This window comes from Sinorhizobium chiapasense, from assembly GCF_045277575.1.
Taxonomy (GTDB): Bacteria; Pseudomonadota; Alphaproteobacteria; order Rhizobiales; family Rhizobiaceae; genus Ensifer; species Ensifer chiapasense_A.
Genome location: NZ_CP144205.1, coordinates 1,484,840 through 1,498,504 on the forward strand (window position 1 = coordinate 1,484,840; position 13,665 = coordinate 1,498,504).

Annotated in this window: 11 protein-coding genes; 7 read left to right on the forward strand and 4 right to left on the reverse strand. The window is 63.1% G+C overall.

Translation table 11 applies throughout. The features are described from left to right. Positions 1-2: 2 nt before the first annotated feature. Entirely contained in the window at positions 3-572 is a 570-nt protein-coding gene (locus QM996_RS07250) for a helix-turn-helix domain-containing protein (protein WP_500269848.1), read from the reverse strand. Between the two features lie 39 nt (positions 573-611). Here QM996_RS07250 and QM996_RS07255 point away from each other — a divergent pair, with 39 nt between their 5' ends. Continuing rightward, positions 612-1,121: a GNAT family N-acetyltransferase gene (locus QM996_RS07255; protein WP_500269849.1), complete on the forward strand. Its 510-nt coding sequence runs from the start codon at positions 612-614 to the stop codon at positions 1,119-1,121. Between the two features lie 52 nt (positions 1,122-1,173). Beyond that, on the forward strand, positions 1,174-2,172 hold the full coding sequence (locus QM996_RS07260) for a lytic transglycosylase domain-containing protein (RefSeq protein ID WP_500269850.1): 999 nt from the start codon (positions 1,174-1,176) through the stop codon (positions 2,170-2,172). Here the strand turns inward: QM996_RS07260 and QM996_RS07265 are convergent, their stop codons facing one another. Continuing rightward, positions 2,173-3,189, reverse strand: coding sequence for a Rossmann-fold NAD(P)-binding domain-containing protein (locus tag QM996_RS07265; RefSeq protein ID WP_500269851.1), 1,017 nt, complete (start codon positions 3,187-3,189; stop codon positions 2,173-2,175). It abuts the gene before it with no gap. Positions 3,190-3,281: 92 nt separating this feature from the next. Here QM996_RS07265 and QM996_RS07270 point away from each other — a divergent pair, with 92 nt between their 5' ends. Next, a complete protein-coding gene (locus QM996_RS07270; protein WP_500269852.1) occupies positions 3,282-4,211 on the forward strand; it encodes a LysR family transcriptional regulator in 930 nt (309 codons plus the stop codon). Positions 4,212-4,429: 218 nt separating this feature from the next. Here the strand turns inward: QM996_RS07270 and gyrA are convergent, their stop codons facing one another. Further along, positions 4,430-7,207, reverse strand: a complete 2,778-nt coding sequence (gene gyrA, locus QM996_RS07275) for a DNA gyrase subunit A (RefSeq protein WP_247958970.1) — start codon at positions 7,205-7,207, stop codon at positions 4,430-4,432. 421 nt (positions 7,208-7,628) lie between these two features. Here gyrA and QM996_RS07280 point away from each other — a divergent pair, with 421 nt between their 5' ends. Beyond that, positions 7,629-8,258: a MarC family protein gene (locus QM996_RS07280; RefSeq protein ID WP_500269853.1), complete on the forward strand. Its 630-nt coding sequence runs from the start codon at positions 7,629-7,631 to the stop codon at positions 8,256-8,258. Between the two features lie 109 nt (positions 8,259-8,367). Here QM996_RS07280 and QM996_RS07285 read toward each other — a convergent pair whose 3' ends face one another. After that, on the reverse strand, positions 8,368-8,916 hold the full coding sequence (locus QM996_RS07285) for a single-stranded DNA-binding protein (RefSeq protein WP_500269854.1): 549 nt from the start codon (positions 8,914-8,916) through the stop codon (positions 8,368-8,370). A 279-nt stretch (positions 8,917-9,195) separates the two neighbouring features. On the opposite strand from QM996_RS07285, the gene uvrA reads away from it, so the two are divergent. Genes uvrA through QM996_RS07300 form a run of 3 tightly spaced genes read left to right on the forward strand, consistent with a single transcriptional unit; the run spans position 9,196 to position 13,461 of the window. Next, complete coding sequence (uvrA, locus tag QM996_RS07290; protein ID WP_500269855.1) at positions 9,196-12,117, forward strand: excinuclease ABC subunit UvrA; 2,922 nt, start codon at positions 9,196-9,198, stop codon at positions 12,115-12,117. Between the two features lie 45 nt (positions 12,118-12,162). Then, entirely contained in the window at positions 12,163-12,615 is a 453-nt protein-coding gene (locus QM996_RS07295; RefSeq protein WP_500270270.1) for a GNAT family N-acetyltransferase, read from the forward strand. A 42-nt stretch (positions 12,616-12,657) separates the two neighbouring features. Beyond that, positions 12,658-13,461 (forward strand): DUF72 domain-containing protein, encoded by an 804-nt coding sequence (locus tag QM996_RS07300; protein WP_500269856.1) that lies wholly within the window; start codon positions 12,658-12,660, stop codon positions 13,459-13,461. Positions 13,462-13,665: the final 204 nt, after the last annotated feature.

A 13,665-nucleotide genomic window follows, 5' to 3' on the forward strand; every position in this document is an offset into this window, starting at 1 on the left:
GCTCAGCCGGTCCTCAACAGGATGACGGCATAAATGCACGCCTCGCTGCCGGTGTTGCGGAAGACGCAATCCTGCGGTGGCCCGAGTTCCAGGCAGTCCCCCTCGCCAAGAACGTGGGTCTCAAGGCCTTCCACAAAGGTGAGGCTGCCTTGTTTCACCCATATCCATCGACGATGAAGCGCATAGGCGGATGCCGGGATCGGCACCTCCGCGCCGGCCGGAAGCTCGACCTCGACAAGTTCGAGCGGCAGGTCCGACATCGGTGAAACGTGGCGCCGAAGATATCCCGTTTGCGGATCGCGCCACACCGATTGATCCCGCCGTCGCGACAGCCTGCCCTGGCTCATTTCCGCTCGCGCGATCAGGCTGGACATCGTCAGGCCGAACGCGCCCGCAAGCTTTGCGAGCAATGTCGCCGTCGGGCTGCTGTCGCCCCGCTCGACCTTGTGGATCATTGCGCGCGAGACACCGGAGCGCTCTGAAAGTTCGCTCAGCGACCAGCCGCGCGCTTCCCGTTCAAGACGAATTCGTTCACTGAGCCGTTGATCCAGGCCGTCTACTTTAGTATTCATGATGTAATCATATAGTGGACGAATGCGAGGAGCAAGCATATGTTGATCAGGGCGGCCATCCAAGACGATCTGCCAGCCATCTGCGAGATCTACAACGACGCCGTCGCGAACACGACGGCGATCTGGAACGAGACCCTGGTCGATGTCGCCAATCGGGCGGCCTGGCTGAAAGCCCGTGCGGACGCAGGCTATCCGGTGCTGGTCGCCGTCTCCGGCGAGGGAGATATCGTCGGCTATGCCTCCTTCGGCGATTGGCGCGCCTTCGATGGCTATCGCCACACGGTGGAGCATTCCGTCTACGTTCACAAGGATCGTCGCGGTGGTGGCATCGGCCGCAAACTCATGGTCGCGCTGATCGCCGAAGCGGAACGGCTGGACAAGCACGTGATGATCGCGGGCATCGAATCGGAAAACACGGCCTCGATCCGCCTTCACGCCCAACTGGGCTTTGTCGATACCGGTCGCATGCGCGAGGTCGGCACGAAATTCGGCCGCTGGCTCGATCTCACATTCATGCAACTGGTACTTCGGACGGGCTCACCACGTTAGGCCCCGGCATCCGCTTCGACGATGACCGCTTGTCGAGGCGATTGGAGATGCTATGAACGCACAAGGCGTGTTTCTGGATCGCAGCAACGTGAGTCTTCGGCGGAAGGTGAGATCGGTCGCTTGGTCACGGGTCGCGAGAGCGGCGCTGGCGCTGCTTGTCAGCGCACCCGTATTCGTCGCGGCCCCCGCCGCCGCTCGCATCGATGACCTCGCCCCTCGCCCGAAATGCGTCTATTCGGGGCGATCGGCCAAAGATCCCGCGCAGGCGCTCTGCATCAGCAAGGAGAATTTCGCCCGCGACGTCTGCGGCGTGATCGACCACTACGCGACGGTCAACGACCTGCCTTCGGCCTTCTTCGCCCGTCTGATCTGGCGCGAAAGCCTGTTCCGGCCAAATGCGGTCAGCCCCAAGGGTGCCGAAGGGATCGCGCAGTTCATGCCGGGAACGGCGAAGTTGCGGGGGCTCAACAACAGCTTCGATGTCGTCGAGGCGCTGGGAAAGTCGGCGGAATATCTGAACGAGCTCAAGTCGCGCTATGGCAATCTCGGCTTTGCCGCCGCTGCCTACAATGCCGGCGAGAACGGGCTGGAGCGGTTTCTCGAGGTCGATTGGCTGCCGGCCGAAACGCGCAACTACGTGCTCGCGATCACCGCCTACAGCGTCGAGGACTGGCGCGACAATCCACCGAAGGTGCTCGACCTGACGCTCGACAAGAGCAAGACCTTCCTCGATGGCTGCGTGGCGCTCGCCAGCACCCGCAACCTTCGCGATATCGAGGTGATCGACGAAGCCGAATGGGCGCCCTGGGGCGTACAACTCGCCGCGCATTTCCAAAAGTCGGTCGCGCAGCGCCTGTTCGTGCGCGCTGTCAAGCGCCTGCCGGAATCGATTCGAAGCGAGAAGCCTTTGTTGCTCAGGGAGCGCAATGCCAGCTTTGGCCTCCGGATTCGCTACGCCGCACGCATCGGCCGCGAGACCCAGGCGGAAGCGAACAAGCTCTGCACCACCATCCGCAAGAGCGGCGGCGCCTGCCTTGTCTTCAAGAACTGATCAGGCGAGAACGCGGTCGCCGGCGCTCGTGCGTGCGGCTGCCTCTACCGGCAGGCAGCCAAGCCCCCTGAGCGTCGTCGCTACCGCCTCGTCAATCGGCGTGTGCGGTTCTTCACCGAGAACGGCAAGCAGCCGCTCGTTCGGCATTCTCAGCGGTTCGCGCCAAACGTAGCGCATCTTGCGCAGTTCCCTGAAGAGCGGGACGAAGGGCGAGGCAAGGCCGATCAGCCACCAGGGGAAGGCCCGCACCGGTAGCTCCGGCTTACCGACGGCACGGCGGATCGCCGCGACCATCTCTGTGCCGTTGCGGTCGAGGAAGCCGCGCATGTGATAGACGGCAAAGCGCGGCAGGTTCTCGGCACGCTCGACGAGGCGGATCATGGTTTCCGCCACATCGGGCAGATAGGCCCACTGATGCGAGGTGCCTTGGCGGCCGGGATAGGAAATCGCCGTCAGCGGTTTTCCGGGCTTTACCAGCCCTTGTGAAAACCAGTTGTTCGCGGCTCCCGGGCCGAAGAAGTCGCCTGCCCTGACGATGATGACGCCGACGCCTGCCTCGGACGCATCCTTCAGCCGACGTTCCATTTCCTTGCGGATCATGCCCTTGTCCGTATCCGGGTTCTGCGGCGCGTCCTCCGTCAGAATGGGAAAGGCATCGCGGCCGAAATTGTAGATCGTTCCCGGCAGCAGGATGCGCGCCCCCGTGGCCTTGGCCGCAGCAATGGTGCTGTCGAGCATCGGCAGCACCAGGGTGCCCCAGTTGCGGTAGCCGGGCGGATTGACGGCGTGCACGATCAGATCGGCCCCTTCCGCCGCGGCGCGGACGTCCTGCGGGCTCATGGCATCGCCCTGCCGCCAGTCGAATGCCGCCTCCGCCCGCGCCGCCTTCTCGGCGTTTCGGTTCAAGGCGCGCACCTGCCAGCCGCGCTTGTCGAGCCCGCGCGCGACGGCGCTGCCAATGCCGCCTGTCGCTCCGAGCACCAGTGCGATCCTTGTTCTTTCCTGCGTCTCGATCATGTCACGCTCCATCCATTTCGATGAAGAGAGGATCACGCATCATGGGGCTAAACGGAATTGCCGAATATCTTTGAGCAGATATACTGAAATGTATGAGCAAACTGGATCTGAGCTGGGACTTCTACAGAACGTTCCTCGCGGTGTTGCGGGAGGGATCGCTGTCCGCGGCCGCCCGCGAGCTCGGCCTGACGCAGCCAACCATCGGTCGGCACGTAGACGCCATGGAAGCATCACTTGGTTATCCGCTCTTCGTGCGGTCTCCGCACGGCCTGCTGCCGACCGATGCCGCGCTGGCGCTCAGGCCCTATGCCGAGACGCTTTCCGCGACATCGGCGGCGCTCTTGCGGGCCGCATCCAGCCAGCGTGATGCCGTCAGCGGTACGGTGCGCATCAGCGCCAGCGAGGTCATCGGCATCGAGGTCCTGCCGCCGATCCTGGCGCAACTGCACGAGGCCTATCCGGAGCTGACGATCGAACTCTCCGCCTCCGATGCGGTCGAAGACCTGTTGCGCCAGGAGGCGGATATCGCCGTGCGCATGGTCGCGCCAGCGCAGGATGCCTTGATCGCCCGCCACCTCGGCGCTGTCCCCATCAGCTTTCATGCCCACCGCCGTTACATCGCGCGGCGCGGCATGCCGCAGGCACTGGCCGACCTCGCCGGTCACAGCCTGATCGGCTACGACCGGGAAACCGCGGCAATCCGGGCGATTATCGCACGCTCGCCCGAACTACCGGCGGCACGCTTTGCGCTGAAGGCCGACAGCAACCTTGCCCAATTGGCGGCGATCCGCGCCGGCTTCGGCATCGGCATCTGCCAGAACGGCTTGGCGGCGCGCGACCCCGATCTTCTCCCGGTTCTGCCCGGCCTCTTCGAGATGAAGCTCGAGACCTGGCTGGTGATGCACGAGAACCTGAAGTCGGCGCCGCGCTGCCGCGTCACGTTCGACGCATTGGCCAAGGGGCTGCGCGACTACATTCGCGGAGCAGCACCTGCGGCAGAGGACAGCGATGCTTCCGCCTAGCTCAGTGGTTGCTCGCCTGACGATGGAGACATCGCCTCCATCCGCGTCCACCGTGTCGAGCACGGCTTCCATGATGACGAGCGCGGATCGCGCCCAACACCCCCGCTCCCATCGGCACGTTTGCGACCGTCGCAAAGGGCAGTTTAGCATCGGGCAAGAGAAAAGCCCGCCAAGATGACGGGCTCTCAAATTTTTTGGGTTAGTCGGTCGCGGGGCGGTTAGCCCTCGGATTCGGCTGGCGTTTCCGGCACGCCGTTGTCGACGGCTGCCTCCTCGCCTTCGTCTTCGCCATCCGGCTCGCTGATGCGCTCGACCGAAACGACCTTCTCGTCCTTGGCGGTCGAGAAGATGGTGACGCCCTTGGTCGCGCGGCTCGCCAGCCGGACGCCATTGATCGGAACGCGGATCAACTGACCGCCATCGGAGACGAGCATGATCTGGTCGTTGTCTTCGATCGGGAAGGCTGCGACCAGCTCGCCGATTTCCGCGGTCCGCGACGTATCGGTGGCACGGATGCCCTTGCCGCCACGGCCGGAGGTGCGGAAGTCGTAGGACGACGAGCGCTTGCCGAAGCCCTTGGCCGAGACCGTCAGCACAAACTGTTCGCGTGCCTTGAGCTCCTCGTAGCGTTCGTTCGAAAGCTCGCCGCCATCGGTGACTTCCTCGCCAACCAGCGCGATTTCTTCCTCGTCGCCATTCGTTGCCCGGCGCTCCGCGGCAGCGCGCTTGAGATAGGCAGCGCGCTCCCACGGTTCGGCGTCGACATGGCCAAGGATCGCCATCGAGATGATGCGGTCGCCGTCGCCGAGATTGATGCCGCGAACGCCGATCGAGTTGCGGCCGGCAAAGACGCGCACGTCGTCGACCGGGAAGCGGATGCACTGGCCGAGCGCCGTCGTCAGCATGACGTCGTCATGTTCCGTGCAGGTGTCGACAGACAGGATCTCGTCGCCCTCTTCCTCGAGCTTCATGGCGATCTTGCCGTTGCGGTTGACCTGGACGAAGTCCGACAGCTTGTTGCGGCGAACCGTGCCGCGGGTCGTCGAGAACATGACGTCGAGGTTTTCCCAGGTCGCCTCGTCCTCGGGCAGCGGCATGATCGTGGTGATGCGCTCGCCGGGCTCCAGCGGCAGCATGTTGATCAGAGCCTTGCCGCGCGATTGCGGCGTGCCGATCGGCAGGCGCCAGACCTTCTCCTTGTAGACGATGCCACGCGAGGAGAAGAACAGAACCGGCGTATGGGTGTTGGCGACGAATAGCCGGGTAACGAAATCCTCGTCCCTGGTCGCCATGCCAGAACGGCCCTTGCCGCCGCGGCGCTGTGCCCGGTAGGTCGTCAGCGGCACGCGCTTGATGTAGCCGAGATGCGAGACGGTCACGACCATGTCTTCACGGGCGATGAGGTCCTCATCGTCCATATCCGGGCCGCCTTCCATGATCTCGGTGCGGCGCGGCGTGCCGAACTCGTCGCGGATAGCGATGAGTTCTTCCTTGACGATCGACATGATGCGCAGGCGCGACGACAGGATGTCGAGGTAATCCTTGATTTCCTCGCCGATCTTGTTGAGCTCGTCGCCGATTTCATCGCGGCCGAGCGCGGTCAGGCGCTGCAGGCGCAGGTCGAGGATAGCGCGGGCCTGCTCTTCCGAGAGGTTGTAGGTGCCGTCCTCGTTGATGCGGTGGCGCGGGTCGTCGATCAGGCGAATGAGGCTCTCGACGTCATGGGCCGGCCAGCGGCGTTCCATCAATTGCTCGCGTGCCGTCTGCGGGTCTGGCGCGTGGCGGATGAGCTTGATGATTTCGTCGATATTGGCGACCGCGATGGCGAGACCGACGAGCACATGGGCCCGGTCGCGCGCCTTGCGCAGCAGGTATTTCGTACGCCGGCTAACGACTTCTTCGCGGAACGAAACGAAGGCCCTGAGCATGTCGAGCAGCGTCATGTGCTCGGGCTTGCCGCCGTTCAGCGCCACCATGTTGCAGCCGAAGGAGGTCTGCAGCGGCGTGTAGCGGTAGAGCTGGTTCAGGATGACGTCGGCATTGGCGTCGCGCTTCAGTTCGATGACGACGCGATAGCCCTGACGGTCCGATTCGTCGCGCAGGTCGGAGATGCCCTCGATGCGCTTCTCGCGCACCAGTTCGGCCATCTTCTCGATCATCGTCGCCTTGTTCACCTGGAACGGGATCTCGGTGATGATGATCTGCTCACGGTCGCCGCGCATCGGCTCGATATGGGCGCGGCCGCGCATGATGACCGAGCCGCGGCCGGTCTCGTAGGCCGAGCGGATGCCGGAGCGGCCGAGGATCAGCGCGCCGGTCGGGAAGTCCGGGCCCGGGATGATTTCCATCAGTTCCGGCAATTCGATCGCCGGATTGTCGATCAGCGCTGCGCAACCGTCGATGACTTCGACGAGATTGTGCGGCGGGATGTTCGTCGCCATGCCGACAGCGATGCCGCCGGCGCCGTTGACGAGCAGGTTCGGGAACTTCGCGGGAACGACGGACGGCTCCTGCAGGGTGCCGTCATAGTTGTCGCGGAAGTCGACCGTTTCCTTGTCGAGATCGTCGAGCAGCGAATGCGCTGCCTTCTGCAGGCGGCATTCGGTGTAGCGCTCCGCTGCCGGCGGGTCACCGTCGACGGAACCGAAGTTGCCCTGGCCGTCGATCAGCGGCAGGCGGAGAGACCAATCCTGCGCCATGCGTGCCAGCGCGTCGTAGATCGCGGCGTTGCCGTGCGGGTGATACTTACCCATTACGTCCCCGGTGACGCGGGCGCATTTGACGTATTTCTTGTTCCAGTCGATGCCGAGCTCGCTCATCCCGTAGAGGATGCGGCGGTGCACGGGTTTCAGACCGTCACGCACGTCGGGAAGCGCGCGGCTGACGATAACGCTCATCGCGTAATCGAGATAGGACCGCTGCATTTCCTCGATGATGGAAATCGGCTCGATGCCTGGCGGAGTTTTTCCGCCGCCGGGAGTGCTTTGCTCAGTCAATGGTGATCACGATCTTTGTTCAGAATCAGTCGGATATTTATAGCGGATTGCCACCGGAATCGCCAATTTGCGGCCCACGGCACCATTCGTCCGCCCAAGTGTGAAGATGTCACTGTAACGCTTTGATTCGCTGCATGATTCGCTCAGTGATCCAGATCCGGAGCCGGCGAGCCATGCGGCAGTTGTGAACAGTCTTTTGCCGCCGGAGGAGGCTTTTCTAGGGCATTGCGCGGCAAATCGGAAGACCCCCGTCGCCAATCGCCGCGGCGCCGTGCATTTGCGGTCCGCTCGCCGCAAGGGATTGCTCATTAAGTCATTGCTGAGACTTTGTTTGCCGCCCTCTTTCCAAGCGCTTGCGGCTTGCCTAACAATGCCCTCATGCCACCGGGAAAACCCGGGGCGAATCCGGAAGGGGAAACGGATGTTCAATGTCGACCTCCTGGTCAATGCGCTCACCACGCTTCTCGTCACCCTCGATCCGCCCGGCCTCGCGCCGATCTTCCTGAGCCTGACGGTCGGCCTCAGCCGGCAGGAGCGCTTTCAGGTGGCCACGCGCGGCTCGCTGATCGCCTTCTTCATTCTCGCGGCCTTCGCGCTCTTCGGTAACGGTATCCTCGGTCTGCTCGGCATCTCGATCGGCGCCTTCCGCATCGCCGGCGGCCTGCTGCTCTTCTGGATCTCCTTCGAGATGATTTTCGAGAAGCGGCAGGAGCGCAAGGAAAAGACCGGCGAGAACGCGACCGCCAAGGACCACATTCATAACATCGCGGTCTTCCCGCTTGCCCTGCCCTTGATTGCCGGGCCAGGCGCGATCTCGGCGACGATCCTGCTTGCCGGCTCGTTCCCGACGGCCGTGGAGCGCACGCAACTCATCATCGTCATCGCGCTGTCGATCTTGAGCCTCTTCCTGGCGCTCGTGATCGCCGAGCGTATCGACCGGTTTCTCGGCGTCACCGGCCGCGCGATCCTGACTCGCCTGCTCGGCGTCATCCTGGCGGCCCTTGCCGTCCAGTTCGTCGTCGACGGGGTCAAATCCGCCATGGCCGTCTAGGACGACGATCTGAAGTCATCGCGAGACGACGGTGGCTTCCTCCGGACAAACGGAAACGCCGTGCCCAAACGGACACGGCGCCTGAAACAGTGCGAGTTGGCTACGCCGATCAGAACGGAATGTCGTCGTCCATATCGCGTGAGAAGCCGCCGCCCTGGCCCTGGCCACCCTGGCCGCCCGAGCGTCCACCGCCGGACGACTGGCGCGGCTGATCGTAATCGTCGTAACCGCCGCCGCCTCCGCCATAGCTGCTGCCGCCGAAGTCGCTGCCGCCACCGCGGCTGACGCCGGAGCCGCCGCCCTCGCCGCGGCCGTCAAGCATCGTCAGCGTCGAGTTGAAGCCCTGCAGCACGACTTCCGTCGAGTAACGGTCGTTGCCGTTCTGGTCCTGCCACTTGCGGGTCTGCAGTGCGCCTTCGATATAGAGCTTGGCGCCCTTCTTCACATATTGCTCGACGACCTTGCAGAGGCCCTCGTTGAAGACGACGACGGTGTGCCATTCGGTCTTCTCACGGCGCTCGCCGCTGTTGCGGTCGCGCCAGGATTCCGAGGTTGCGATGCGCAGGTTGGCGATCGGCCGGCCGTCCTGCGTGCGCCGGATTTCCGGGTCTGCCCCGACATTTCCGATCAAGATCACCTTGTTGACGCTTCCAGCCATGTTGCTTTTCCCGTGGTTTCACCGGACCTTAGGCCCGGCTTGGAATTTCAAGAGCGCGCATCTTAGCGGCCTGATGCCGCCGATACGCCCCGCCTCGCACATAATCCACAACAGTTTTGGTCGTTTTATGGGCGATCTGTTCTTTATTTGTTCTAGTATTTGGCTATGATCCTGTCAACCGACTCGAATTGGCCGCCTCTTTTGCCGATTGCGCCTCGACATGGGCGTTAGCGTCATTACATAGGGGGCTTTCAACCGACATGCAAAAGCTGGCTTCCGATGAGTGAACTCAAGACCATCTCCATTCGTGGTGCGCGCGAGCACAATCTGAAAGGCATCGACCTCGATCTGCCGCGCAACAAGCTGATCGTGATGACCGGCCTGTCCGGCTCCGGCAAGTCCTCGCTCGCCTTCGATACGATCTATGCCGAAGGGCAGCGCCGCTATGTCGAGAGCCTGTCGGCCTATGCGCGCCAGTTCCTCGAGATGATGCAGAAGCCGGATGTCGACCAGATCGACGGCCTGTCGCCGGCGATTTCGATCGAGCAGAAGACGACCTCGCGCAATCCGCGTTCGACGGTCGGGACGGTCACCGAAATCTACGACTATATGCGCCTGCTCTTCGCGCGCGTCGGCGTGCCCTATTCGCCGGCGACGGGCCTTCCGATCGAGAGCCAGACGGTTAGCCAGATGGTCGATCGGGTGCTGGAGTTCGGCGAAGGCACGCGCCTTTATATCCTCGCGCCGCTCGTTCGCGGCCGCAAGGGCGAGTACAAGAAGGAACTCGCCGAGCTGATGAAGAAGGGCTTTCAGCGCGTCAAGGTCGACGGCACCTTCTACGAGATCGCCGAAGTTCCGGCGCTCGACAAGAAGTACAAGCACGACATCGACGTCGTGGTCGACCGTGTCGTCGTGCGGCCGGATCTCTCCTCGCGCCTCGCCGACAGCCTGGAGACCTGCCTGACGCTGGCCGACGGGCTTGCCATTGCCGAATTCGCCGACAAGCCGCTGCCGCCGGAAGAAACGGCTGCAGGCGGCTCGGCCAACAAGTCGCTGAACGAAACCCACGAGCGCGTGCTGTTTTCTGAAAAATTCGCCTGCCCGGTCTCCGGTTTCACGATCCCCGAGATCGAGCCGCGCCTGTTCTCGTTCAACAATCCCTTCGGCGCCTGCCCGACCTGTGACGGTCTCGGCAGCCAGCAGAAGATCGACGTGGCGTTGATCGTGCCGGAGGAGCACAGAACCTTGCGTGACGGCGCGATCGCCCCCTGGGCCAAGTCCTCGTCTCCTTATTACAACCAGACGCTGGAAGCGCTCGGCAAGGCCTTCGGCTTCAAGCTCGGCAATCGTTGGAACGAACTGTCGTCGGCTGCGCAGAATGCGATCCTGCACGGAACGGAAGAGAAGATCGTCTTCCACTACGAGGACGGCGCCCGCTCCTACAACACCACCAAGAATTTCGAGGGCATCGTGCCCAATCTCGAGCGCCGCTGGAAGGAAACCGACAGCGCCTGGGCGCGCGAAGAGATCGAGCGCTACATGTCGGCCGCGCCCTGCCCGGCCTGCGCCGGTTTCCGCTTGAAGCCAGAGGCGCTGGCGGTCAAGATCGACAAACTGCACATCGGTCAGGTCACCGACATGTCGATCCGCGTTGCACGCGACTGGTTCGAGGCGCTGCCGGCGCATCTCAACACCAAGCAGAACGAAATCGCCGTCCGCATCCTCAAGGAAATCCGCGACCGTCTGCGTTTCCTCAACGATGTCGGCCTCGAATATCTCAGCCTGTCGCGCAATTCCGGAACGCTCTCGGGCGGTGAAAGCCAGCGTATCCGGCTTGCCTCGCAGATCGGCTCGGGCCTCACGGGCGTGCTCTACGTGCTCGACGAACCGTCAATCGGCCTGCACCAGCGCGACAACGCCCGCCTGCTCGAAACGCTCCGGCATCTCCGTGACATCGGCAATACCGTGATCGTCGTCGAGCACGACGAGGACGCGATCCTGACGGCCGATTACGTCGTCGACATCGGCCCGGCCGCGGGCATCCATGGCGGCGAGGTCATCGCGCAAGGGTCCCCATCGGACATCATGGCCAATCCGAAATCGCTGACCGGCAAGTATCTTTCCGGCGAGCTTTCGGTCGCGGTCCCGTCGGAACGTCGTAAGGCGAAGAAGAAAAAGGAAATCACCGTCGTCGGCGCCCGCGCCAACAACCTCAAGAACGTCACCGCCTCGATCCCGCTCGGTGTCTTCACCGCCGTGACCGGTGTGTCCGGCGGCGGCAAGTCGACCTTCCTGATCGAAACGCTCTACAAGGCCGCTGCCCGCCGCATCATGGGCGCGCGCGAGAACCCGGCGGAGCACGACCGCATCGATGGCTTCGAGCATATCGACAAGGTAATCGACATCGACCAGTCGCCGATCGGCCGCACGCCGCGCTCCAACCCGGCGACCTATACCGGCGCCTTCACGCCGATCCGCGACTGGTTTGCCGGTCTGCCGGAGGCAAAAGCGCGTGGCTATCAGCCGGGCCGTTTCTCCTTCAACGTCAAGGGCGGCCGCTGCGAGGCCTGCCAGGGCGACGGCGTCATCAAGATCGAGATGCACTTCCTGCCGGATGTCTACGTCACCTGCGACGTCTGCCACGGCAAGCGTTACAACCGCGAAACGCTCGACGTGCACTTCAAGGGCAAGTCCATTGCCGACGTGCTCGACATGACGGTTGAGGAAGGCGTGGAGTTCTTTGCCGCCGTCCCCGCCGTGCGCGACAAGCTGGTGACGCTGAACCAGGTGGGCCTCGGCTACATCAAGGTCGGTCAGCAGGCAAACACGCTGTCGGGCGGTGAAGCCCAGCGCGTCAAGCTGGCGAAGGAACTGTCGAAGCGCTCCACCGGCCGGACGCTCTATATTCTCGACGAGCCGACGACCGGCTTGCATTTCCACGACGTGGCCAAGCTTCTTGAAGTTCTGCATGAACTTGTGAACCAGGGCAATTCCGTCGTCGTCATCGAGCACAATCTCGAAGTCATCAAGACAGCCGACTGGATCATCGACTTCGGTCCCGAAGGTGGCGATGGCGGCGGCGAGGTCATCGCCAAGGGCACGCCTGAGGAGGTGGTCAAGGAGAAGCGCTCCTATACCGGCCAGTTCCTCAAGGAGCTTTTGGAGCGCCGGCCGATGAAGAAGGTCGAGGCGGCGGAGTGATCGCCTCGACGCCGATCGGCAACCGCAAGGAGTGATCGCGGCATGATGCGGCCTGCTCGTCTGGAGGATCTGGCTGCTGTGCAAAGCCTGACCGAAGCGGCCTACGAGCCCTACCGGGCACTTCTTGGCGGGCCGCCGCTTCCGGTTACCGAAGACTACGGCCCACGGATTCTTCGCGGTGAGGTTTGGCTTCGGGAGCGAGATGAAGTTGTCGTGGCACTTGCCGTCTTCGAGCGGCACGCCGATCACCTGCTGATCTTCAGCATTGCCGTCGCGCCTGGCTGTCAGGGCCAGGGGCTCGGTATAGAGCTCCTGCAATTCCTGGATGGCAAGGCGGCCGAGTGGGGCCTGCCGGAGGTGCGGCTCTATACCAATTCACGCATGGAGCGAAACATCGCGCTCTATCGCGCCTATGGATTTCAAGAAACGGGTCGCAGACCCAATCCCTATCGTCCAGGGTGGACACTTGTGGACATGACGAAATCGATCGAAGACTGAAAAGCACGCGGTCAAGCGATGACCGTTGTCGAGGAGGATGGCATGGCAAAATCCGGAAAGATCCGCGTTGGTATCGGCGGCTGGACCTTCGAGCCCTGGGAGGGCACCTTCTATCCGAGCGGGCTCGCGAAGAAGCGCCAGCTCGAATACGCAAGCAAACAGCTTCGCGCGATCGAGGTGAACGGCACCTATTACTCCTCGCAGAAACCCGAGACCTTCGCCAAGTGGGCCTCCGAAGTGCCCGAGGATTTCATCTTTTCGTTGAAGGCGAGCCGCTTCGTCACCAACCGCAAGGTTCTCTCGGAAGCCGGTGAATCCATGGAGCGATTTCTGACGCAAGGCTTGACCGAGCTCGGACCCCATCTCGGGCCAATCCTCTGGCAGTTCGCGCCGACGAAGAAGTTCGAACCCGACGACTTCGAGGGTTTTCTGAAACTTCTGCCGGCAAAGCAGGACGGGCTTGCGCTGCGCCATGTGGTCGAGGTCCGCAATTCCACCTTCCAGGTTCCGGAATTCGTGGCGCTGCTGGAGAAATACGGCGTTGCCGTGGTGCTCGCGGAACATGCGGATTATCCGATGATCGCCGACGTTACCGCCGATTTCGTCTATCTCCGCCTGCAGAAGGGCAGCGACGACATCGAGACCTGCTATCCAGCCGACAAGCTCGACCTCTGGGCCGATCGCGCCAAGACCTTCGCAAGCGGCGACGAGCCGAGCGGGCTCGACAAGAGCGCTCCGGAGCGCAAGGCCGCGAAGGAGCCGCGCGACGTGTTCGCCTACTTCATCACCGAGGGCAAGGTGAATGCGCCGAACGGTGCCCGTGAGTTGCAGAAGCGCGTCGATTGAGGTCCAAGGCGGGATCAGTGCACGTGCCTGATCCCGCTCACCCCTTACCAACCTACCAGTCCTTGTGCCTGAGCCGGCGTCACCGGCGCGCAGCGACGCTGGAACAGCCGCTCCAAGCGGTGTCGGCGTTGCGCCGCGGGAGCCCAAAAGGCCAACAGCCTCAAGGCGCAAGACGCGAATCACCACACCCACCCACATCGCTTC